General features: G+C 41.1%; 22 protein-coding genes. 11 read left to right on the forward strand and 11 right to left on the reverse strand.

Features of this window, described 5'->3' with window-relative positions; all coding sequences use genetic code 11:
- Position 1 precedes the first annotated feature (1 nt).
- The 5 genes from QT327_RS28340 to QT327_RS21185 all read left to right on the forward strand — a co-directional run bounded on the left by QT327_RS28340 (position 2) and on the right by QT327_RS21185 (position 4,850).
- Positions 2–1,195, forward strand: a complete 1,194-nt coding sequence (locus QT327_RS28340) for a transketolase C-terminal domain-containing protein (protein ID WP_354004792.1) — start codon at positions 2–4, stop codon at positions 1,193–1,195.
- Positions 1,182–2,411: a 4-hydroxy-3-methylbut-2-enyl diphosphate reductase gene (locus QT327_RS21170; protein ID WP_130856249.1), complete on the forward strand. Its 1,230-nt coding sequence runs from the start codon at positions 1,182–1,184 to the stop codon at positions 2,409–2,411. Before QT327_RS28340 ends, QT327_RS21170 begins: the two co-directional genes overlap by 14 nt.
- 58 nt (positions 2,412–2,469) lie before the next feature.
- A complete protein-coding gene (locus tag QT327_RS21175; RefSeq protein ID WP_130856250.1) occupies positions 2,470–3,444 on the forward strand; it encodes a terpene synthase family protein in 975 nt (324 codons plus the stop codon).
- Between the two features lie 444 nt (positions 3,445–3,888).
- Positions 3,889–4,161 carry a YtxH domain-containing protein gene (locus tag QT327_RS21180; RefSeq protein ID WP_130856251.1) on the forward strand — a complete coding sequence of 91 codons (273 nt, stop codon included), beginning with the start codon at positions 3,889–3,891 and terminating at the stop codon, positions 4,159–4,161.
- A gap of 86 nt (positions 4,162–4,247) precedes the next feature.
- The gene (locus QT327_RS21185; protein WP_130856252.1) at positions 4,248–4,850 is read left to right on the forward strand and encodes a chemotaxis protein CheB; all 603 of its coding nucleotides are present in this window, start codon (positions 4,248–4,250) and stop codon (positions 4,848–4,850) included.
- A gap of 18 nt (positions 4,851–4,868) precedes the next feature.
- Here the strand turns inward: QT327_RS21185 and QT327_RS21190 are convergent, their stop codons facing one another.
- A complete protein-coding gene (locus QT327_RS21190; protein ID WP_242627198.1) occupies positions 4,869–5,945 on the reverse strand; it encodes a sensor histidine kinase in 1,077 nt (358 codons plus the stop codon).
- 121 nt (positions 5,946–6,066) lie between these two features.
- On the opposite strand from QT327_RS21190, the gene QT327_RS21195 reads away from it, so the two are divergent.
- Positions 6,067–6,795, forward strand: coding sequence for a LytR/AlgR family response regulator transcription factor (locus QT327_RS21195; RefSeq protein WP_130856253.1), 729 nt, complete (start codon positions 6,067–6,069; stop codon positions 6,793–6,795).
- Here QT327_RS21195 and QT327_RS21200 read toward each other — a convergent pair.
- Positions 6,788–7,306 carry a lipocalin-like domain-containing protein gene (locus QT327_RS21200; RefSeq protein WP_130856254.1) on the reverse strand — a complete coding sequence of 173 codons (519 nt, stop codon included), beginning with the start codon at positions 7,304–7,306 and terminating at the stop codon, positions 6,788–6,790. The two genes, QT327_RS21195 and QT327_RS21200, sit on opposite strands and share 8 nt — an antisense overlap.
- 290 nt (positions 7,307–7,596) lie before the next feature.
- Here QT327_RS21200 and QT327_RS21205 point away from each other — a divergent pair, with 290 nt between their 5' ends.
- The 3 genes from QT327_RS21205 to QT327_RS21215 all read left to right on the forward strand — a co-directional run bounded on the left by QT327_RS21205 (position 7,597) and on the right by QT327_RS21215 (position 10,736).
- Positions 7,597–9,630, forward strand: a complete 2,034-nt coding sequence (locus QT327_RS21205; protein WP_130856255.1) for a PAS domain S-box protein — start codon at positions 7,597–7,599, stop codon at positions 9,628–9,630.
- 60 nt (positions 9,631–9,690) lie between these two features.
- Positions 9,691–10,272 (forward strand): DUF4142 domain-containing protein, encoded by a 582-nt coding sequence (locus tag QT327_RS21210; protein WP_130856256.1) that lies wholly within the window; start codon positions 9,691–9,693, stop codon positions 10,270–10,272.
- A gap of 77 nt (positions 10,273–10,349) precedes the next feature.
- Positions 10,350–10,736 carry a DUF2784 domain-containing protein gene (locus tag QT327_RS21215; protein WP_130856257.1) on the forward strand — a complete coding sequence of 129 codons (387 nt, stop codon included), beginning with the start codon at positions 10,350–10,352 and terminating at the stop codon, positions 10,734–10,736.
- Between the two features lie 140 nt (positions 10,737–10,876).
- Here QT327_RS21215 and QT327_RS21220 read toward each other — a convergent pair whose 3' ends face one another.
- Positions 10,877–11,707 carry a ferritin-like domain-containing protein gene (locus QT327_RS21220; RefSeq protein ID WP_130856258.1) on the reverse strand — a complete coding sequence of 277 codons (831 nt, stop codon included), beginning with the start codon at positions 11,705–11,707 and terminating at the stop codon, positions 10,877–10,879.
- Between the two features lie 99 nt (positions 11,708–11,806).
- Between QT327_RS21220 and QT327_RS21225 the strand changes: the two genes are divergently transcribed.
- Both QT327_RS21225 and QT327_RS21230 read left to right on the forward strand, forming a co-directional pair.
- Positions 11,807–12,118 carry a hypothetical protein gene (locus tag QT327_RS21225; protein ID WP_289553946.1) on the forward strand — a complete coding sequence of 104 codons (312 nt, stop codon included), beginning with the start codon at positions 11,807–11,809 and terminating at the stop codon, positions 12,116–12,118.
- 80 nt (positions 12,119–12,198) lie between these two features.
- Positions 12,199–12,438, forward strand: a complete 240-nt coding sequence (locus tag QT327_RS21230; protein WP_289553947.1) for a hypothetical protein — start codon at positions 12,199–12,201, stop codon at positions 12,436–12,438.
- Positions 12,439–12,865: 427 nt separating this feature from the next.
- On the opposite strand, the gene QT327_RS21235 is transcribed toward QT327_RS21230, so the two are convergent.
- From QT327_RS21235 to QT327_RS21270, 8 genes are read right to left on the reverse strand one after another with little or no spacing between them, the layout of a single operon-like run.
- Positions 12,866–15,556, reverse strand: coding sequence for a phage tail family protein (locus tag QT327_RS21235; protein ID WP_289553956.1), 2,691 nt, complete (start codon positions 15,554–15,556; stop codon positions 12,866–12,868).
- Positions 15,557–15,823 carry a hypothetical protein gene (locus QT327_RS21240; protein ID WP_289553957.1) on the reverse strand — a complete coding sequence of 89 codons (267 nt, stop codon included), beginning with the start codon at positions 15,821–15,823 and terminating at the stop codon, positions 15,557–15,559.
- Between the two features lie 3 nt (positions 15,824–15,826).
- Complete coding sequence (locus QT327_RS21245; RefSeq protein WP_289553958.1) at positions 15,827–17,824, reverse strand: SGNH/GDSL hydrolase family protein; 1,998 nt, start codon at positions 17,822–17,824, stop codon at positions 15,827–15,829.
- The gene (locus tag QT327_RS21250; RefSeq protein ID WP_289553959.1) at positions 17,817–18,326 is read right to left on the reverse strand and encodes a hypothetical protein; all 510 of its coding nucleotides are present in this window, start codon (positions 18,324–18,326) and stop codon (positions 17,817–17,819) included. The genes QT327_RS21245 and QT327_RS21250 overlap by 8 nt, the downstream gene beginning before the upstream one ends.
- Positions 18,326–22,468, reverse strand: a complete 4,143-nt coding sequence (locus QT327_RS21255; protein WP_289553960.1) for a tape measure protein — start codon at positions 22,466–22,468, stop codon at positions 18,326–18,328. The genes QT327_RS21250 and QT327_RS21255 overlap by 1 nt, the downstream gene beginning before the upstream one ends.
- Positions 22,465–22,626 carry a hypothetical protein gene (locus tag QT327_RS21260; RefSeq protein WP_289553961.1) on the reverse strand — a complete coding sequence of 54 codons (162 nt, stop codon included), beginning with the start codon at positions 22,624–22,626 and terminating at the stop codon, positions 22,465–22,467. Before QT327_RS21260 ends, QT327_RS21255 begins: the two co-directional genes overlap by 4 nt.
- 44 nt (positions 22,627–22,670) lie before the next feature.
- Complete coding sequence (locus tag QT327_RS21265) at positions 22,671–23,156, reverse strand: hypothetical protein (protein ID WP_289553962.1); 486 nt, start codon at positions 23,154–23,156, stop codon at positions 22,671–22,673.
- Positions 23,157–23,166: 10 nt separating this feature from the next.
- On the reverse strand, positions 23,167–23,694 hold the full coding sequence (locus QT327_RS21270) for a hypothetical protein (RefSeq protein ID WP_289553963.1): 528 nt from the start codon (positions 23,692–23,694) through the stop codon (positions 23,167–23,169).

Below are 23,694 nucleotides of genomic sequence, written 5' to 3' on the forward strand. Positions count from 1 at the left end.
TTTGCGCTATTTTGGGCCACTGGACGGACATGATGTATTGAAATTAGTGGAAACATTGCAGTACATGCGCCATATTCCGGGCCCTAAATTACTCCATGTAATTACAACCAAGGGTAAAGGTTATGCACCGGCAGAACAGGAAAAAACATTATGGCATTTTCCCGGACTTTTTGATAAGGTCACGGGGAAGATACAGAAAGCGATCATTGATGGACCGCAACCTCCCAAATACCAAGATGTGTTTGGACATAGCGTGGTCGAACTCGCCGAGCGCAATGATAAAATTGTAGGTATTACGCCTGCCATGCTGTCCGGTTCTTCTCTCAAATTTATGATGGAGAAGATGCCCGAACGAACCTTTGACGTAGGCATATGTGAACAACACGCGGTAACTTTAGCTGCTGGACTAGCTACGCAGGGAATGACGGTATTCTGTAATATTTACTCATCTTTCATGCAAAGAGGCTATGATCAGCTCGTGCATGACGTCGTGTTGCAACAGCTACCGGTTATTTTCTGCCTTGATAGAGGAGGACTGGTAGGGGAAGATGGCGCTACCCATCATGGCATATACGATATTTCCTATTCGCGATGCTTACCGGGCCTAATTATCAGCGCTCCCATGAATGAATCTGAATTGCGAAACCTGATGTATACTGCGCAACTTTCCGGACTCACACAGCCTTTTATGATCAGATACCCGAGAGGACAGGGAGTAATGCCCAATTGGAGAACTCCATTCCGAAAAATAAAGATCGGCACCGGTCGGAAAATTCGTGAGGGGCGGGACCTCGCCATCCTTTCCTTTGGTCACCCCGGGAACTTCGCCCTGGAGGCCTGTGAAGAATTGGAGGCGGATGGAGTGAATGTGGCACTGTTCGATATGCGATTTGTGAAGCCGATTGACAAGCATCTTTTGCATCATGTTTTTCAGCATTACCGACAGCTGATTACCGTTGAGGATGGTACAATAATCGGTGGGCTGGGAAGTGCGGTATTGGAATTTATGGCAATTAATAATTATCACGCCGACGTACGGATATTAGGCGTTCCGGATCGTATCGTCGAACACGGTAAAGTAACTGAATTGCATAAGGAATGTGGCTTTGATAAAGATGGAATCAAAGCGGTTGTAAAAGAAATGCTTCAACAAGAACGGATCATACAAAAGCTGGTCAAACATGAAAGTCTTTGATATTCCAACCGCATATAAAAGTGAAATGGTTACGGCTATTAAAAAGAGCAGGCAGGAGCGTGATCATCTAAAAAAGGATTTCAGCCCTTCTATTCTTGATTTTGGAAAAGTTCGAATTAACCTGGCACGTCACTTCGGTTTTTGTTATGGTGTGGAGAACGCCATTGAAACCGCATACACTGCCATACAGGAAAACCCACATAAGCGGATTTATCTATTGAGCGAGATTATCCATAACCCACACGTAAACCAAGCCCTTCAGGAAAATGGCGTTAAATTTATTATGGATACCTATGGCAGACAGCTTATCCCATGGGAAGAAATTACGCCTGCGGATGTAGTCATTATGCCAGCCTTTGGCACAACGGTAGAAGTAGAGCAGATGCTAAAGCGGAAGGAAATCAACCGGATATATTACCGAAGTAAATGTCCATTTGTCGAAAAAGTGTGGACAAGAGTATCTCAAATAGCGAATAAAGGTTATACCGTGATTGTGCATGGAAAACCTGACCATGAAGAAACGAGAGCTACTTTTTCGCACAGTAGAAGCGTCGGTGCTTCGATGGTTATTAAAGACCTAAAGGAAGCAGAACTATTAGCCGACTTCATCAGAAATCGAAGGCCCCCAGCTGATTTTTATAGTCTATTTGAAGGACGGTATTCCGAAGGCTTTCACATCACGCAAGATCTAAAGAGAATCGGTGTAGTAAATCAAACTACTTTACTTGCTGACGAAACACAGCAAATAGCTGATTTTTTGCAACAGACCATGGTCGAACATTACCAGTTGACAGATGATCATATAACGGATCACTTTGCCAATATGCGGGATACACTCTGTTATGCCACGCATGACAACCAAAGTGCCGTAACAGAAATGCTCTCGCTGGATGCCGATCTGGCAATTGTAGTAGGCGGGTATAACAGCTCTAACACATCTCATCTTGTAGAATTATGCGAAGCAAAGCTGCCTACTTATTTTATTTCCGCCAGTGAAAGCTTACTGTCAAAGACAGCGATAGAGCATTGGGATATTCACCATCAGCAATTAAAGCTGACGAAAGACTATTTGCCGTCGGAGTCTGTAGTAATACATTTAACAAGTGGTGCGTCTTGTCCGGATATTCTGATTGAAAATGTGATACGTAGGGTGCTCTCTTTTTATCATCTGTCGTTCGATAATTGGCAGATTGCAAGTAAGCTTAAAAATAAATAATGTTATTGACATTCCGAAAATAAAATCTTGTTGGATATTATACTAAACACAAAACAAAATGGAAAAAATTTTTCGTCAAATTCGTTATCCATTCTCCTTTGGCATTTCGCCTTTTGTCGAAGAAACCCATGATGAAATTTTCAACTGGATTAGTAGCTTTGGACTTCTTTCTACGGAAGAATCGGTTCAGCGTTATAGAGAAGAAAAATATATTTGGTGGGCTGCCAGAACCTTTCCCTTCGCCGATAAAACCGGTTTGTATCTGGTAGGATGCTGGACGGCTTTGTTTTTCATTGCTGATGATATGATGGTAAATCCAAGCAATCATAACGAAAAAATTTTAACATCCCTGAAGGATGACGTAATCGACATTCTTATTCATCATAAAACGGTACCGATGCGTATCGGCAATAACCTTGGTGCTTGCTTTAGTGATCTTTGGCAGCAAATAAAGCAACATACGGATCAAGATTGGCAGCGATGGTTTGTGGAAGAGATGTTAAAAATGCTCAAGTCTTGGCAAATGGAAGCGGAGCTGATTAAAACGGAGAAGGGGCTAAGTCTAGCGGATTATATGAAAATGAGGCCTTATTTTTCCGGTGGTAATGTGTGTTGCTGCTTGCTCTCCTTGGCAAGCAAGTTTAGTTTTCCTTTCTATGTCTACCAGCATCCTGTGGTCCAACAAATGCTGCTGATGGCAGTTAGAACGGCTAGCTGGGCTAATGATATTCATTCCCTGGGCAAAGAACTCAACAAAGAGGGAGCAGAAAATATAGTGATCATCCTGGCAAAAGAAAAGAAGTTATCCTTTAAAGAAGCAATAAAGGAATCCCTGCATATACATGATGCTGATCTAATGCGCTTGCAGGAATTGGAACGTACTCTTCCTTCATTTGGTGAAGAAATGGATCGTGAGCTAACTCGTTACATCCAGTCGATAAAAGCACTGATTAGTGGCAATCACGAATGGGTACTGTACGATACCAGTCGTTATAAAGATACAAAAGAGATAATGGAAAGATTGGAGGCTTAATCATAGAAATAAAGCGGATCTGATTGATGTCCTAATGAATTTTCTTTATTTGGATGATGTGGTGGTTGCTAATGAAGGTCGATGTTCAAAGCTCTTTGGTGCAGTCATTTGGGGGATAGGTATCTTTGCTTTTGCATTGGACCTAGCTCCCCCAAATGCCGCGTATATTTATAGTAATTATCGAAACAATAAAACGAGCAGATCCTAAAATTATTGTCTCTTACACCATACTTTTTTTTCAAAGCTAAGCTGGCTAATATTTGTAACGGATCTTGAATAACCTTTCCGCAGTTGATTGCTTGTTTTTTTCTTGCATGCTTGTAAATTCTTATATTGTCTTCTAAAGACGATATGCGAGTTGTTGAGGTAATAACCAAACTTTTGCTTCTGAATATTGTCTTATAAAAAACATCGCAAGTTTAATGAGCTGATAATACAAGAAATATGAACGACGTTGGAAGAGTAATTACATTTTTAGCAGGTTTGGGAGCTGGAATAGCTATTGGGATATTATTTGCACCCGATAAAGGTGAATATACAAGAGAAAAATCAGCTAATTCAATGAAAAACCTGGCGCAAGGTTTTCGAAAGCAGGCGGTAGATCAAATTGAACATTTCAACCATATGAAAAGCGAGTTGACAGAAGCCATTAAGTCTAAGTTAAAAAAGGAACCTTGGGAAATAGAAGGGCAAACGGACGAGCACGCTTGGATATAAGTCCTTTGTACTTAGCGATTACTAACATCGTGTTCCGATAGCCCGCTTTTCCATAGAAGCTATAAACACGAGAGTTCTATGCTGTTATGAAGACAGAAGCAAATGATTTCTTTCTTGTAGGAATAGGCGGATCGAGTGGAGGGATACAGGCCATGCAGACCTTTTTTGAATCAATGCCCTTTCTTCCTAATATTGCCTTTGTTGCTATCACTCATTTATCGCGTGGGTATGTCAGTAATTTGAGTGCTATTTTAGCACGTTATACGCCTTATCGAGTTATCGCAGTGAAGGACGATGTGCAGCTCGCATCGGGAAATATATATGTTATTACCGAAGATAGTTATTTGGAATGTGCTGACGGAAAGCTGTTGAAAAGGCCGCGGCCAAAGGAATCAGACATTAACAGGGCCGTTGACATCTTTCTTCTTTCTCTTGCCGAAACGTTTCGAGAACGCGCCATTGCTATTATTTTATCAGGTGGGGGCAATGACGGCTTGAAAGGGGCCGTTGCCGTTGAAAAACGAGGCGGTCTGGTCATGAGTCAGAGTCCCATTTCTTCGCAATTCCCTCAAATGCCATTGGCTGTGATCAGGGATAATAATCCCTCTGCTGTTTTAGAGCCGGCAGCACTGGCTGAGGCGGTTGTTCAACGTGTTCATGAGAAATCTACTAACAGAATCAGAAAATAACTGAAGCGGAGTAAATCTTTATTGGTTAGTCGGGATTGGAATGCAAAATTCAAAGCATAATCCTTGCGAAATGTTACGAGAAACAGCTAGCTCTTCGCCATAATGTCGCTCCAGTCTTTTGGCTGTGTTTGAAATACCAACACCCTTACGCTGAAAGAGTTCTTCGAGGGATCCGGGGTATGCACTGCCGGTATTATTTACCTTAATCCAAACCTTTTTGCTCTTTACTATACACGAGATCTCTATCTCTCCTCCCTCCAATGCCGGTTCAATGCCATGTTTTACAGCATTCTCAACCAGCGGCTGCAACAACATTGGAGGGATCTGTACTTGAGGAACGTTGGGGGCTATGTTTATCCGGTACTGAAGACGTTTGCCAAATCGCACTTTTTCGAGCGAAAGGTACTTTTCCATAAAACTAAGCTCGTTTGCAAGTGGCACAAATGCTTCTTTCGTTGATAGCAGTGCATACCTAAAAGTGTCGGCTAAGCGAGCTATCAATACCCTGGTTTTTTCCTGTTCCGGAGGCAGTGAAGCGCTTATACTGCTTAATGTGTTGAATAGGAAATGAGGTTGTATCTGCGCTTTCAAGGCGTTAATCTCGCCGCGATAGGCAAGTTCTCGTAATTCCTTTTCAAGACGGACTTGCATTTCCCGCTCGCGGAAAAAATGATACATGTGGAGGATGCTGAATACTTGGATATAAAAAAGTAAATTCGGACCTAAATTCTGCAATATCTGCTGATTGGTCATAGGTAGCTTTCCATCCAACGGATTATAGAGCTGATATAACAACATCCAGATACTATAATACAAAACCGCACTAAATAGGTGAAGGAAAAATCTTTTTTTTAACGACCAATGAGCTAGCCTTCGGAAATGTAGCCACCATACAGGTAAACAGGCTATAGCCATAAACAGACAGTCGACTAATAATTCCTTGATATAGCGAGCTGTCACACTGGTATTTATGAGACTTGGGGTTGCATAAAGGATGCTCATTATAAGGAAACATGAAACAAAAAGCAGGATTTCCTGACGTGTTGCATTGGATATGGATGGATTACGTTGCATTTCGCTTGTAATAAAAATCATTGTACAATTTAAGAATAAATCGGAAATATGATTTGTCGGTCACATTTGTTATTAAACAGACGATGCTACCGCTTGTAGAAAATTATGCTAAATTTGATGTTAACATAATACATTAGGTTTTATGTCCAAACAATCTGTTTTGATCGTCGATGACGAAGAGCATGCGAGGCTGCTCATTAAGCAATACCTAAAAGAACATGCCGGATTTTCGCTAGCGGGCGAATGCCATAATGGTATCGAAGCGGTAAAATATATTAATATGTTGGAACCAGAACTGGTTTTCCTGGACATCCAAATGCCTGGATTAAATGGCTTTGAAGTTCTGCAACGGGTGGAACATGTGCCGAAGGTTATTTTTACAACGGCGTTTGATCAATATGCTATCCAAGCCTTTGAGATAAATGCTATCGACTATTTATTAAAACCCTATACCAAAGATCGGTTCAACGACGCCATAACCAGAATCGGACCGATACCTAAGCTCCTCCCAAATCTTGTCTCGCATTTTTCATCGCGTAACGGAAAATATCCCGACCATGTGATGGTAGAAAGTAGAAGGCGCTTTGTGAATCTCCGAGTCGTAGATATTGTTTACATGAAGGCTGATCGCGACTATACCGAGATATATACTACTGCTAACACTTACATAAGTTCCGTTGGCATAGGCGCCATTCTTCAACACTTTGATCCTGCTCTGTTTCTTCGTATACATCGGTCGGTAATTATCAACTTGGCTCATGTGCGTGAGCTGTATAAAGATATTCATAGAACCTTTATCGTATTGGATAATGGGGTGGAATTGAGCGTGGGAAGGAATTACCTTCCCAATGTCAAAAGTCTGATTATTTGATTTTATACGTAGCGGTTAGAAGATGGCGTCCGTCACTGCCATCTAAATAATGGTGAAGTACCAGGGTGTTCGCATTCGTTGCGGCCACAACATAAACCCGTGCCTTTTGTTGATCATCGGTCATCGTCAGTTCTTTCGTGGAAGGCATATATTTCCAGGTGCCGTTTTCTTTTTCGACCTCCTCCTCTTCGTCACATTTGTCACTTCCAAGATGTCGGTATATTTTATTGTCGTTACGGAATATAATGGCATCGTCTTTATCACAGGGATCAAGCTTTGCCAAAATATCCGTCTCGATTTCGCCATCTATATCCCAATCGATCCCCGGCTCGGCTTTAAAATCAGTGAGCACCCAATATTTATCAGTAAAAGAACCGTCTAGGGTATGGGTGTCATTGTTGTCAAAATGATTCTTACTAAGGCCGGATTGGCAAGAGGACTCCGTATAGAGTACGGCGATGATCATAGCGATAGCAATGATCCAGGCAATGTTTTTCGTCTTTTTATCCATATTGAAAAATGTTAACAGTCAAAAATAGTTTCGGTGATTCGTTCTTCCTTTTATTTTCTACGAAATGCACAAATAGCGGACGAAACGCCTAGGTGAGACTATTAAATTTCGTTGTGCCGGAAACATTTATGGCTAAATCCGAAGCCTCATGAAGGCGTCCGTCAATTTCGTCTTTAAGTTTATTTAGTTGAGGACAAAAGAACATTAGCTTGCTTGAATTGTTGTATAAGAACATTTAGCTACGAGTTAATTTTGAGGGCTCTACCTGAAAATTACCGGCTATACTTATTATGGAAGATAAAGAGAAAACGGAGCATGGCACATACGGCAAATCTGAAGACCGAAGTAGGCAGGGGCACTCATCTGTGCGTCGTGGCAACGCTACATCAAGTAGCTTATCAACCCAAAGGCGGTTCAAATTATCGGACGAAACCTACTATAATCTTTTTAATTCCATAGATGAGGGCTTTTGCATAATTGAAGTGATTTTTGATCGCCAAGAGCGTCCGGTCGACTATCGATTCATAGAAGTTAATGAACCATTCGAGCAACTGACAGGAATTGTCGATGCTGAAGGGCGACGAATGCGGGATATCGCTCCATTGCATGAAAACCTGTGGTTTGAAGTCTATGGTCGCATCGCATTGACCGGCAAACCGGAGCGCTTCCAAATGGTCGCAAGTCAATTGGATCGCATTTACGACGTATACGCCTTTCGAGTGGGAGAACCGGCAGACAATCAGGTGGCCATCCTTTTTAAAGATATCACCGCTCAAAGGCGTGAAGATTTGGATTTGGCCGAGCTTGCCGGTATGGGAGAGCAACTTTCCCGTGCCGATAGTGCGGAGGTAGCCCTTGCAATCTTTTGTGAAAGATTGGGGAATTACTTAAACCTCGGCTTTTGTGCATTTGCAGAAATTGACCAGTCAGAGCAACAGGCAACCGTTGTACATGAGTGGCATAGAAAGGGCTTTCATTCGATAAAAGGTGTGTATGCTATTGCAGACTATATTTCGCCTGGTTGGGAACAGGCCATGCGAGCAGGCAAAAACTTTATTGTAGAAGATTTAAAAGGCTCAGCCCATCCCGGCTTTGAACGATATGCCATGCGCGGTATTGCCTCTTTCATCAGCATTCCGCTGATCCGTAACGGCCGGTGGCTGTGTATGGTTAATCTGTACGATAGTAAACCCCGTAAATGGCTAGATACTGAAATTAAACTGGGCAACGAATTGGCAAATCGCTTTTGGAATCGATATGAAAGACTACGGGCAGAGGAGGCGCTGCGAAAATCGGAAGAGAGTTATCGGGCAATCGTTAATCAAAGCATCGTAGGAATCCTTCGGCTGAATTTTCGAGGCGAAGTTGTTTTTACAAATGATCAGTTTTGCAAAATGCTGGGTTATAGTCCTTCAGAAATGATGAAATTAACGGTGCTTGATTTGATGTATCCTGAAGATTTGGAACGCAATAATCTTCTCTTCAGTAGAATGGTAGCAGAGGGTACTCCTTATGAGATTGAGAAAAGACTAATTTGTAAAAATGGATCCTTGATTTGGGTCAATAATCACGTATCACCAATTTTTAATTCGGATGGGAAGCCGGAGTCTGCGGTGGTAGTGTCAGTCGATGTTACCAGACAAAAAGCAGTCGAGAAAATGAAAGACGATTTTATAGGTGTGGCTAGCCATGAATTAAAGACACCGCTTACTAGTATAAAGGCTTATACTCAGTTATTAAAAAAAAGTACGACAGACGATACACCTGCTTCTTTTATCAATAAACTAAGCAAGCAGGTAGATCGGTTAACAAACCTTGTGTACCTGTTGCTTGATACTTCTAATATTTCCGGCGGGCACTTGATGCTGCAACTAGGCGATATAGACTTGAATGAATTGATCGATGACTGTATTCAAGATTTACAGCCCATCAGTATCGATCACAAACTGATTTTTCATAAAGAGAAGATTCCGCACCTGATCGCAGATAAAAATCGGATCAATCAAGTGCTGACTAATTTAATTTCAAATGCGGTTAAGTATTCTCCTGAAGGTAAGGCAGTACATATAAAAGCGATAGATGTAGGCTACGGCGTCAAAGTAAGTGTACAAGATTACGGAGTTGGTATTGCGGCTGAAGACCAGTCAAAAATATTTAATCGTTTTTTTCGGGTAACTAATAAGGGAAACGACAATATATCAGGCATTGGACTCGGTCTATATATTGTCTCCGAAATTATTAAAAAACATAATGGCATACTAGGCGTAGAAAGCGTTCCGGGACAGGGTGCAACTTTTTTCTTTGAAATCCCGTATCAAAACTAGTAAAAAATCCAGAACATTTTCCCTGTACACACTGTTCTAGTGTAAACAAATAGCTATCTTATGAAAAATAGGTTAATTTTATGGGCGGCCGGTATTATACTGGCCCTTAGTAGTTGCGGTAATGCTTCCAACAAGGATGCAAAAGAAACCGCCGACAGTATTAACGAATCCATGGCAGACACGTCGACAATGTCCACCGATACGACTGCCGCGCAAACAGAGGATGCGAAATTTGCTACCGAAGCGGCAAGCGGTGGTCTTGCTGAGGTAGAATTGGGGAAACTAGCCGAGCAGAAAGCGTCGGACGCAAAAGTTAAGGAGTTTGGGGCTATGATGGTGAAAGATCATTCAAAAGCCAATGAAGAGTTAAAGGCGCTCGCTGCAAAGAAGAACATTGCGCTTCCCGCAGCGCCTGCAGAGGAGAAGCAAAAGAAGATGCAGGAAATCTCCGCAAAGACAGGTGCCGATTTCGATAAAGCTTATGTGGAAGAAATGTTGGCGGATCACAAAAAAGATGTGACACTTTTTGAAGAAGCTTCCAACAGGGTGCAGGATCCGGAGATGAAGCAGTTTATTGATAAAACACTCCCCGTGCTGCGCACGCACTTAGATCATATCCAAAAAATTGCAGAGAAAAAATAGTGTGATAAAGTCCCCCATAAAGCGTCTGACTTTTTGGGGGCTTTGCAGTTCAAGGGCACTTCAACGCCTTCCTGCTTATGCAAAGTAATCTGTTCCATCTACTTGATCTGCTTTTTACAATCATCCACATCTTAATAATAGTTTTTAATCTCTTCGGTTGGATATGGGAAGTAACGCGGAAACTTCACTTTTATATGGTGTGTTTAACGGCATGCTCATGGTTGGTGTTAGGGTTCTGGTTCGGATTTGGCTATTGTCCCATAACAGATTGGCAATGGCAGGTGAAGGATAAGTTGGGCGAACGTAACTTGCCCAATTCATTTATTAAGTATGTGTGCGACAAACTTTTCGATCGCAGTACAAATGCTGAATTCATAGATATAACAACAGGCGTATGTTTTGGCCTAGTCGCAATTTTGTCCGTCTATTTCAATTTTTTCCACAGGAGACCGTTGAATAAATAAGCAGTTCCAACCTTCGGGCGCTAATGAACGATCATGACTTTTTCGATATTGAAATTATGAAAAAGCACTGAAGTAAAAGAAAGAAGAAGTGCCCTTTTGGACACTTCCCCCTCTACACATAACATCCCCTTTGTTTAAGGTTAATTCACAATAAAAAGCCCGGCAATTTGAAGCACCGCTTCTTTTGAAAGAGCTTCGTCAAAAGCTTCCGTTGCAGCGTTTATACTGATTTTTCCTCCCACACCATTCAATGTCGTAATATCGGCACCTGCCTGTACTTTATTGTCTTCGCCCGCATAAATCGGATCCACCGCACCAACGCCTGTGTCGTTAGCCCCGGTGATCCATGGCTTGAGATTTGCTGCAGCACCCCCTCTCGCTCTGCGCATTTGTCTGATATGCGATGCATGCCTGGCCTCCACCGAATGTATATTTAAAGCGTAACGAAGAATATCATCGTTTTCCATTAAATTACCTGCTTGACCCTTATAAGCCCTTACACCCGTATCCTCGAAGGCGTTGGCAACAGCGAGAAATGTATCATAATTTGTAAACACATCGGAAAACGCACCACCGGCAGTAAAATCGAATGTCGGTTTTGACACTGCGGCTGACCCTAACGCGCTTTTAAGAAATGCTACATGCTGGTCTTCATGGTCTTTGATAACCGTTATAGCACCTCTGGCCGTTGCATTAGGGATTAATCCGCCGGCAGCAAGGCCCTTCGTGTAAAATTCGGCTTCTAAATACTCAAGGGTTAAGGCAAAATTTAGAACGTCTACTATTTTCTGTGGAATTGTTTGTCCATATGCTTTTTTAAACATGGTACTCACTGCCAGCGGTATACCCGCCAATGCTACCTTTGCACTGAAAGTGCTGAGGGCTCTGATCGCGGCCCGACGTGGATTCAATCGCTCGTGGATTTCAGCATCCACATTTTCAATTTGCTTAATTATTTCAAAAAGATTCATAATAGTAAAATCGGCAAAACCAAATGTACCAAAATTTTCGACCTAAATTAATTCCAGTTGTACCGTTTTAGAGTATTTTTGTTAAAAGCTTTAAAAGCCATGAACAGGAAAGAAATACCAAACTTATCAAGTGATTTTTTAGACACATTAGAGCATTCTATCTACCACATGAGCCACTTAAATCGTTTAAAAAATTCAAACCCAGTCAGCTTAAAAGCTAATACCAAATCAAAAGGAATTAGCATGTATCCACTTTATTTTGTATCAGAAACAAGTGGATGTATTTTTATGAAACATCCTTATGAATTAAGTCAAGACGGCACACCTAGATATATTATTAATCCTAATTCAAAGATGACATATTCGTTAAAAGGTATGCTAAGTAATAAACATTGGATACCAAAATATTAAAGCCCCTTTAAAACGAATTTAAATAGGCTTTAACACAGCGGTTAAAACCAATAATACTTCTCCGATGTATAACCTATATCATGGAAGAGATTAAAATAGAGGCTGCATTCGGGGAAGAAACGAAACTTATAACCTTATCGATACCTAGCGGCACGAGCGGACACTACGCTATCATGGTAGATAAATATTATAACGGAACTTTAGAAAAACGTGGTACGGAATGGATAGGTCATCTCAATCAACTAAGCGAACTTACAAGTGATGATATTTATATAATGGGTGAAATATTAGATTCTAAAGAAAAGGCCTCGCACAAATGAGCAAGGCCTTATGTAAGATGAATTTATTCAGCTCCGACTTTCCTCATTATTGACATTATTTTTTCGTCAATTACGTTGAACTGGATTAGCTGATTGTAAATTTTGTTCTGGGCTTCAAGTATTGTACAACTATAAACACCAGTAACGTACGAGATGTAAGCAGGTAAATCAGAATCCCAATCTTTTTGAAATAGCTTCTTAAATTGCTGCTTGTTAGACTCAAATTTGAGTGCCTCATCGAATTTCGACATAACTTATATAATGATTAAAATCAGCTACATTGCTGACTATTGCAAAAGTAGCCATAAACTTTATTGAAATGTTGTAGAGCTAGTATTACCAAAATCACTTATAAACGGCTCTTAAACCGATAATACTAAAAATCGTTTAATAATCCGATATAGATTTATTTATAACATTTTTTAACTTATGTATTGGTAACATTTGTTATTCCTACGACCACACCGTTAATAAACTCTAATTGATACCAAGATTCGCCGCCTACCCTAAAGTCTAACGTAAAACTTTTCCCTTCCTTACCGTCTGTTACCACTATGTTATTTCCGTTCAGGTTAAGTGTGCCGCTTTTGATATCTAATGCTACATTTGTATCCGCCCCAGAGGCTTCTAGCTCTAATGCGGTATTTCGATTCTTAATAATAGGAAATTCAGAAGGTGAAAGCTTTTTGTTCGTTAACCGTCCTGTCAAGCTAAACGAACCGCCAGATGATGAAGGTATTAAGTCCGTAGCGAAAGCGAAGCTTGACTTTAGATCACTGCCCCTGATAAGCGCAAAATTACTTACATCACCACTATAATCGGATATGATGCCAGAAGGTGAAACTCGCCAACCATTGCTATTCCCAGAAGCGCTAGAGCCGTAACCCAATGTTAGATTTGTGGCGTACACATATCCATTGTTTAGAACTCTGAAAGGCGCGGTATCTTTATTTAACAAGTCAGCACCAGACCAAAACCTAATAGATTGGTCTCCATTATCAGCGAGACCGCTTAAACCTGCACTGACAAAGCCCCCAGAGCCTACCAAAACAGTACTTGAAGCAACCGCACCACGAATGGTTAATGCACCCGCATTAGTCACATCCCAATCAATTCCGCTAACATCATCACCAAGACTAAATTTGCCTTGTGTGAGGTCAAAGAAATTCAAACCGTCTAAGGACTTGATCACACCTGTTGTAATGGTGTCGCCTACAATAAAGGTCATTCCTTTGGTAAAATCAAAACCTCGGTAACCGTCTTTTACGGGATAAAGAATACCGACATTAAAATGCCAATATCCCGCCTCTTGTTCTGTCCGCATTAGTTCATCCGATAAATACCATTGCCCCGTTAAAGCGTGTTGGTTACATTTGGCACTTAAATAATAAGACTTAACAGGGTCAAGATTGGGGAAGTCGCCCGCCTGCACCTGCCAAACATAGCCAAGCCCGCTTATCTCCGCTTCATAGTGAATCAGTGAGCCTAAGCTAACAGTCATATGATTAGGATCGCCGCCATAGTTAGCATTAATGTCGACACCATTCAAACCAAAATTTTGAGATTTGGCACCCACAGAAAGCATATACGTTTCAATAGACAGCGGTTTTATCCTTTCTGGATTAAAATAATTATCGGGGTCAAGAATATTAGCTTGCAGCTGCCTTAGATCGTAAGCGTTTCTACGTGCCCTCTCTGCGTTCGTTCTGTCAACCACTTTAATTACTTTCTTATTATCAATAGTGTCTTTAACAATCCGCTCTTCGATTGTGTAGGGAACAAAGTTTGCTATGGTAGCAGTTACTTTTGTATCTGTAGTTAATATGTCTGGAAAAGTGATTGGATAGCTAACTCCTGTTACGCGGATAAGCTCATCTAATTTAAGTGAAGTGTCTTTTACCCTCACTTTATCGCCCGCATTCAACCAGATACCTTTATCTCTAAGGTACATAATGTCTAAATCCAAGCCATAAAGGACTTGTGGCACTTTACTTTCGTTTAGATATACCATTGTACCTTCCCTTAGTTCCTCTATAGCCGCTGTCATATAAGATTGGGGCATATCAATATCGAAAAGCCTATAAACGTCACCTACTTGTGCTTTAAAAGTTGTGTTTGGCATCACATAGTCACTATTGCTAACGTCAGGCTTACAAAAGATAGTTTTGGTGTCGTGATCATATTTAGCAATCTCAAAGGTATACCCTGAAAGCTCGCCTGTCTGAAAACCAACTTTCGCACTGACTCCCGCCAATAAACACGCGTTGATGTCAAAATCTAATGACGTATCAGTGATGCTAAATATTGTCTTTTCGTCTGAAACCTCACTAGCAGCGGTTATAACACCATCTCTTTTAGGATAAATTTCCTCATTTCTATATTCACCTTCTTTGACACCATACTTGTCAATTGATACAGCATCTTCAAGGAACTTTTCGGGCAACGATATCCGTTTACCTTTATACCCTTTTGGCAAATTCCTCGTACCACCTGTTCCGTAAGCTCTTGTTATTATGTTTTTGTCCTGCACATACTCCTGACTTAAACTATACAACCCTTTCCCTCTACCATATTCGAACACTAAGTCAGTTGTATTGCCTGCCTGTTTTACAAGGTGAATTGTCTTATTTGTTAAATCCCATTCTAGCTTAAATTGCTCGGCTATTTTCGTAAGTGCCGTGCGACAACTATCATTGTCAAAATCCATGTGGATTTCCGCTGTTTCATCAACCACACCTACAGACCAACCGCTATTGATCTCATTAATATTATCAACAACCAATTGTACAAACTGCCTAGCGTTGCCAAAAAATTGAAAGTCGCTAGCACCTTCATACAAAAATTTTTTATCATATAATTTATATCGTATCCCTTCAAACGTTATGTTATAAACATGCTTTATATTGCTGACCTTCTGGTACCCAACAGGCGTATTGATTGTAAAGACCTCGCCACGATGTTCAATAGTATCGCCTATTTGAATATCTAGCTTGGTCGGAACTTCCAGATTAGAAAAGACGATTTTATGCTCACCCATTAACACCTTAGTGAACACAGCTTGCACCGTAACATTCAACTCCGCTACATTAACCGACTTTCTATGTACTGAAAGTTTCATCTAATCTAAACCTCCTACACAAAGCATCGTCATCGCCATATCAATCTTGGTAACTTCGATAATCAACTCATTCATGCTTGTATCTAAAGCCGACAACTCGTTTGCGCTATCCAGATTTAATTTTTCGGTATCAGAATCACCCATTTGCTCATGTTGTTCAATGCGTTGGGAAATTGCTACCATATTCAACTTTATTTCTTCAATCTCGGCAATGAGTTGATTTCTTTCTATTTCAAGTTTATCTAACTGTTCTCTCTTCGTTTCCATGTTTTAAACATTAGGTATAAATGCCTTTAAAAACTCATTTGTAACAAACCTACCCATAACGGCAGAGCCTCGTGTTTGTCCTGTGTCGGTAAACGGGTGAACTCGATCGCCTAAGAATCTTCTGTTCTCGCCATAGTCCCAAAGTGGAACCATTCCCGCAGCGGCGTGCTGATCAATTAACGGGATATTCAGACGTTGGGCAGTCCATCGGATATCACGAACCACTCTGCGAGCACTCAACTGATTGTGTAAGGTGCTCTGAATTGGCGTGCAGATAACGAATATTGCATTTGGCGCAATTGTTCCAATGCGTTCAACAATATATCTTAATGCACCTGCTATTTTGCCTCTGTTTACACTTTCCAAAGGCAAAAGGACGTTATGATCTGGGGCTTGAGTAAAAAATGTTTGCTCCATGTACTGATCATAGTCCGTTGCTCCCAACTCCGTAGGTGTAACGTGCCTACCCAAATCAAAGTCGTTTGTACCACCCATAATAATAACAACGTCAGGAACGGGGTATGTTCCATTAGTAATAGCATTTACAGCAACTTCACACTGACGCATAAACGTGTTGCCCCCAGTTGTCCTATATGCATCCCCAAACAAGTTTTCGTTGCTAGTCAAAGTTGCGCCGCCAGTAGGAGTGCCAACCACTTTGAAAGGCATAAGAGCACCATTAAACCATATGTTCCAACTGCCGGCAGCGGCCAAATTAGCGGTTATAGAATCACCCAATTTAAGAATGACCTTTGATGTTATGTCAGTATCAATTACTCGTTCACTTTTCAGAAAACTTCTTATTCTGCTTGTGTTTAAATCGCTATAGTACTGCTTATTAAAAAGCAACGATCTCCACGCCCTAGCGGGCATTAAAAATATACTTTCTAATTGCTCCTGTGTGTTCTCTGCTCGGTGGTCAAAACAATACCTGATATAAACGGCGTTCGGATGCACGTTTAAGTAACCATACCGTCCAAACATTTGATCTACCAAAGTATCAGCCCCCGCAAGGCTGTTATAAGACCCCTCGATGTAAACTCCAAAGGCATCATAAGAAGCAATCCTTACAGCATTAATAGTTGCGTTAACTTTTACTACATATAGCCCTGTTTCGCTGACACGAGTTAGAGGTGTCGTTTTCAAAGTGGCAGCATTATACCCTAATGAACCTGTACTGTTAAGTTGCGTATTATGCAAAATGGTACGCCAATTAAATACGTTGTCGCTAGTAGGAGCTACCGCCTTTTGGGCTTCTATCAACTGCATTGAAAGTTCTCTAAAACTTGTGTTTATTGCTCCTGAAACCTGAACAACATAAGGAACAGGAGTAGAAGCGTTACCGAGAGAACTAAATCTTAGATATCGCGTATCTGGATGCAACGAAAAAGGCATTCCCGCCGTCCAAGTCATTACTTTTAATGGATTTTTGTATTTATCGAACTCAACTGAAACGCAATTAGAATGTTGACCAGAGGCTATAGTAAGTATCCATTCAGGCGACACTAACAAATAATCTGTCTTTTTGTAAGAAGAGTTAGTATCTTGCGTGAAAGCGTTCGTATAACGTCCTGCTTGAGCAGCACCCAAATCAAGGGTTTTGCTAGCTAAATAGATACCTTCCAAAGAATTTGTATCACCTTTGACGGTTGCAAAACCGCTCAAATCAGCATTAACGGGAAGACTTTCTATAATATCCCATCGGGTGCCATTAAAGTAAGCGATGTTAAAGGCATTAGCGGGTGCAACCATAGCTGACCCACCGCCTGTAGGCTGCGGATAAGTTCCCGCTTTTACACCGATCATTACCTTAGTGCTAGACGGTTTTGGAAGTGTAGCACCTACGGCGGGTGGTTGTTCAATCCCCGTAGTATTAACTAAAGCGAGAATTGCTTGTAATCTGAAAAGATATGTATCACCATTGATATCAATACCTAAAAGCTTCGCTTCCTCGGTTTGCGTGGCAATACCGAGATTACCAATTTCTATTTCTTCAGCCATTGTCTTTTATTATTATTTTTTCACGATTTGTTGTTAATAACGGATTACCGTTTTTGTCAGTTAAGACATTGTATTGTATCCAGAAGTCGGGCGAAGGCTCCACAAGATTGATTGTAAAGGTGCAGCCTATGTAATTTGAGCCACTTAACCTAGTTGCCTTTTTGAAATTTGTCACACTATTTAGAAAGACAAAAAAGCTTCTATTATATTCCCCAATGTACAACCTGCGTAATCCATTCTGGGAAAGGTGCCTAACTAATGCTTTCCAGTTTATCCAAAACTCTTGTTCCGAATTTGCCCTCATTACGCAACCAAGAGAAACCTCTCTTTCTTTTAATAGTGGTGATGTCGTTAAGTCGATTTCTATACCATTTTCGTCACCCCAATCATGTGTAAAACGTGGCTTTGTATTAACTTCCAGAAAACCAGTAGAACCGCTTTCTACGAATGTTTTGTAAGTGCCATATAGGTCTTTGCCGTCAATTATGTGTGCTCCTAACATTAGCCGTATCCTCCATCTCTGCCCGTCATTTGGGGCTTAGTGTTTTTTGAAATTGTTTTGAGTTCGGTTACAGCCTCTTCTAGTTTCGTTACCGCATTTGCTGTATTATCTTCAATGGCGGCATTACTACGGACGATTTCAAGCGTAGCCGCTAGTTGTTGAGAAGTACTTTTTTCAATAAATAGATAATGACGTTTACTTAAGTCGTAGTCAGATCGAATTAGACCTTCTAATGCGTTTGCTTGATCGTAACTAATTTGTTGAATGGCTCCCGCCATTGGACTTGTTTTCGAACTGTCACCATTGAACTTTATCCCTGTAGCCTTTTCAATTTCAGACAGGGCATCTAATCCACTTTCAACAATCGAGTTAAAACCATTTTTAAATCTTTCTATTCCGTCCTTACTTAAACCGCCATCAGCATCTTTTTGAAATTGCTTTACAAGTTCTTTTAAAGGCTCTTCTAATACAGTATAGCTAAGTGAGGAAAGCAACGCATTTTTTAAAATACTTTCGGCATCATCGGCGAAGTCGATAATATGTTTTTTGCCGCTATTAAACCCGTCCTTTATTGTTGACGCAATGCTATCAGCGGTTAAGCCCCCCGTGAACTTGCTTATCTCCAAGTCATCGATATCTTTCAATAATTGATTGATATCATCTACTTCACCTTTCACCTTTTGTAGTTGCTCAAACCATTTCCTAGTATCATCGGTTAAACGGCCTTCTGTGTACATTTGCTCTAGCTCTTCATAGGTTGCGCCCCTTACGCCCGCTGTTTGCTGAACAGACCTAGTTTTTCTACCAATACCTAGAAACCCTCCGTATTTTTCGGTTGTAACACCTGTAATCTGTTGCCCATTGGCTTGTATTTGGGCTAATAGACGATTGTATTCGCCAAGCGCGGCACCTGTTTGAGTTTGCAGTAGTTGACGGCGCAAGGCCAATTCCGTACGGGTTAAATCGTTAATATCCTCATGATCTCTTTTACGTTCTCGGAGTAATTTCGCATACTCGTATTCACCCGTTTTCAATGCATTATAGTAGGCTTCAACTTCCTTTCTAGCCTGTTTAGCACTTTCCTTTCCCGCCTTAAAAATGTTGACAACCCCCGCGATAGCTTTTATTCCTTTGGTAATCCCACCGATAATATCACCAGACATAAAGGAACCAACAGAACCCGAAGCATCAGAACCGACTTGTACTATTTGACCCAACGTCAATAAAGTATCTTTAAGACCCGCATTTGTATCTGGAAGAGCATTTGCTATTTCGTTGAACGATTGTCCTATTTCCTGTAAGCGACTTGACAGTACTTCCCACTTTTGGGTAGCTATTTCTTTTAGCTGCTGTTTAAGCCGTGTAGCCTCTTCTGTCTGACGTATAATTTCATCGGCACTAAGCTTTTCCTTCGAAATTGATTCTTCGATAAGATTAAGTTGTGCCTTGATACTATTTTCTCGTTCGGAGAAACCTTTCCCCATTATCACGTCCCAAAACGTCCTGTTTGTAGAAGGTCTACTTCCGATCACATTAGTTAAGTCAGTGATCTTACTTTGAACCGCGGCGTAGGTTTCGGGACTTAACAAATCGTTTCCAAGCGCCTTGTTCAATAATTGAATCTCTTGCCTGATCTGGTCGGCTGTTAGGTCTAGAATATCATTATTTAACTTTCTAAAGATTGCCGTCCTTTTGAAAGCCTGATCTTCCGCCGCTAGTATTTCTTCGTCCCTTTGGCGTTTTAATTCTGGATTGTTCGGGTCACCCAGATCAGCGGCTAACTTGGCGTACTTTTTCTTTATCGTTAATAGCTCTTGTTCGAGACTTGCAGCAGCTTCAAACGCCTCTATATAGTATTGGTCACGTTGTTTCGCCTCATCATTTAGAGCAGCCTTAAGCAAGTCAGATAACACTTTCAAGCGTTCCTGTTCAACGCCCGTTTTTTCTCTGCCAGATGTAGCACTATTAAGCTTATCAATCTCGCTTTGAACGTAGCTAGAATAACTGTCATAGTTGGCCTTTTCACCCTCAAACCTTTTGTTCGCAGCCTCAACGGATAGCTTGTTTTTATATTCCTCGTAATCTGCAAAAAGTTCTTTCTGACGATCTAGTTCTATTTTAAATTTTTCAGTTTCTTGTCTATATCTTATGTCGCCTGTAGTTCTTTCTTCAATACGATCTATACGCTCTAAAACACCTGCACCAAGCCCCGCTTCTTTTGCTTCCCTACGCATCTTCTCGTACTTATCCTTGTTCGCCTTTATCTCTTCTTCGTTACGGGCAAGACCTTTTCTAAAAGCTTCCTCTTCCGCTTCCGCGATGGTTTGAAGCATCTTTTTTTGCTCGTCAGCGATCTTCTTATTTTCCTTAGACAATTTCCCAGTAATTCGGGTTTTTTCGGCTTCCAAAGCGTCTATTTGCTTTTGGTATTTTTCAAAAACAGCTTTACTGTCAGATTGAGCAGATTGCTCTTCTTTCAGTTCTTTAATACGTTCATCCAAGAATTTAAGGGTACGCTTTTGGGCTATTTCCTCTTCGATTGCAGTCTCTTCTAATGCTTCTTTTTGCATTTTAGCCAAAGCGTCTAGGGCTTCGTAGTAACCCTTTAATTCTTCGGTTTGCAATAGAATATCCGCGCTACTCCTGTGCCAGTTGGAAGGCAATAGACTTTTTGCGCCCGCTGCTAGCTGATCGAACACGCTAAAATCGCCAGAACTCCGAACTTGGATATCGACTATTTTGCTCATTAAATCAGTACGCTTATCATTTATGGCCTTTTCCATACTTAAGCGTCTCAATGCTTTAATGTATTCGTCTACAGCGTCAGTAGCGGCTTTCGTATTGATGTTCTCAAGATTTAAGTTTCCGAGATATTCGGGACTGATAGCATTGATATCTTTTAAAGCCTTTAAACGTGATGCCTTGCTAGCGTTTTCGTCTTTCGCCGTTTTCAAAAGCTCTTGGAGCTTTAACCTTTGCGTTTCGACACTGCTAGTTACGCTTTCTATTATGTCCTTTTCTATTTTCTTTGAGGAGGTAAGGTTATCGGTGTTGTCAGCAGCAAGTGCCATATAGGTAACCAAACCCGCAAGAGCGGCAGCACCGATAACATAAGGGTTAGCAGAAACAGCGGCGTTTAATGCTAATTGTGCTCTTCTTAAAGCAACAGCACCCGCCTCTGCCAATAACTGTACCGCGTTCAACCGTACCAAGCTAGTAGCACGCGCGGCCTCTATAGCTGTAGTTACGATTACAGCCGCGCGGTATGCTCCATAGGTGGCGATCAACACCCCCATAATATCAAGAACAGTATCGTAATGCTCTACCACTGTAGCAGCAGTACCGATCACACCCGAAAGGAAACCTTCATTATCTTCGCCAATCTCATTTAACATCAATTCCCATTCGTGCTTTAATCTGTTGATCTGACCAGTAAGTGTTTCAGCTTGTTTTCCAATCAAATTATAGAATTGACCACCTTCGCTAGTCATAGATATAAAGGCTTGTTCAACGTCCGTAAAACCCACTTTACCCGCTTCCACAAATGCCATTACATCTTTTTGAGCTATACCCAACTGTTTGGAAAGGAGAGGTAAAAGGTTAATACCTCTATTGGTAAATTGCAAAATATCCCTTGAATAGGCACGGCCTTGCGTTCTTAAGGTTCCATACAGATAGGCGATTTCGCTAATGGGTTGTGAAACACCAGAAGCAATGTTAGCGAGCATTTCAATGTCATGGGTAACGTTTTGTACATCGATACCATAAGCAAGTAACTGCTTTCCACTGGCTGCAATTTCGGAAAGTCTAAAAGGAGACCTTAACGTTAGCCCTTTCCACTCTTCCATCAAAGCGATTGCTTTGGTGGAACTACGTAACATTGTTTCAAGGGAGTTTTCAATTTGCTGAAATTCACCACGGACGTGTAATAGTTCAGTAACGAAACTTTTAGCAGCAGAGATAGAGAAGACACCCGCAAGTGTTTGCGACAATCTATCTAAAGCTTTACCAGTTCTTTGCGCATCGGCTTCAATTTCTCGAATAGTACGCCTTGTATCAGTACGAATCCTTTCAAGTTCCGCCTGAAACTCTGCGCTGTTAATAATGAACTGTAAGTCTATTGGGTCTAACCTGTTGCTCATAAGTTGCCAAATTCTTCGTCTGATATTTCTGTATATTCCGATTTATCAGGGTCTTTACCTGTTTTAATTGTTCGTGGTTGATCGTCTAACGCAATCTGTATTTCAAACAGAGTCATCCGCCATAACACGTACCATTTGCTTCGTCCTAACTCTTTCATTAAATAAAATACCAACCCTACGGGGCTATGTAAGCCAACGGCTTTTAACTCCCCTCGTTCTCTTGGCTCGTCTCGTTGGCTGGACTGGTTACTACCATCCCCGCCGCCAATCCGATAATATCTACGAAATCCTTTTTCGCAGATAGGGCTAATATGATGTACAGCATAGTCACAAATTCTTCTTCGTGGCAAAACGCCCTAAAAAACCACGCTAAAGGTCTTACCAACCATGTAAGAAAGAAGCTGTTCAACACAGCGTAGGCTATAATCTTCGAGAAGGTTTTGCCGTGACTATGATGTAATTCAAAAATTTTGTGCCTCGTCAATTCTTTAGTAGTTTCTGGGTCAATTCCAGTCGATACATAAAGCCGTGATATATGCGTGGATATACCATAATAAGGACGTCTTAAAGTGATTGGTATGTGCTTAATAAATAGCAACCTTAAAAATTTAGGGGCGGGCATATTGTAACGCACGCCCCTATTTAATAAACTATCGGCTGCTAATTTTTCGATGTTTTTAGCGTCCATACACTATAGTTTAAGGAGTAGTAACAGTTTCAGGCCAAACAGTTTCACTTGGGCCCAACGACGCGACCATAGGGTTAAGAACCCGCATTGATACGTCAATCAACATCAACTGGTTAGCCATATAGTTGTCGTTTTCCTTCGCGGAAACCTTCAAGCGGTTATATCGTTTGATCAAACCGTTTTTTGTCTCAAATTCAGCCCCTAAGTAGACTTGAGGGGTGTCTCTTGGCTCTTTCCAAACCTTTTTACCATCAACTGTAGTGATAGTACCACCAAAAATGGCTGCAACAGCTTCGGGTATAATCTGCATTAATTGCAAAGTGATTGTCTTAACTCCTTTGGTAGAAAAAGACTCTGCGGGATTTTCTGGCTCACCTTCCGCGAAATGATCTTGCACTGTATCGTCAGCACGAGTGCCTTTGAGCGTGTCTTGATAAATTTTACCAAGCTCTATAGGATTAGCGGTATCTAATGTACCGTCTTCCAAAATCGGGTAAAATGTTGCTTTTTTTAAGCCTGTATAAATGAAGTTTGCCAT

The organism is Olivibacter sp. 47, from assembly GCF_030372825.1.
Taxonomy (GTDB): Bacteria; Bacteroidota; Bacteroidia; order Sphingobacteriales; family Sphingobacteriaceae; genus Olivibacter; species Olivibacter oleidegradans.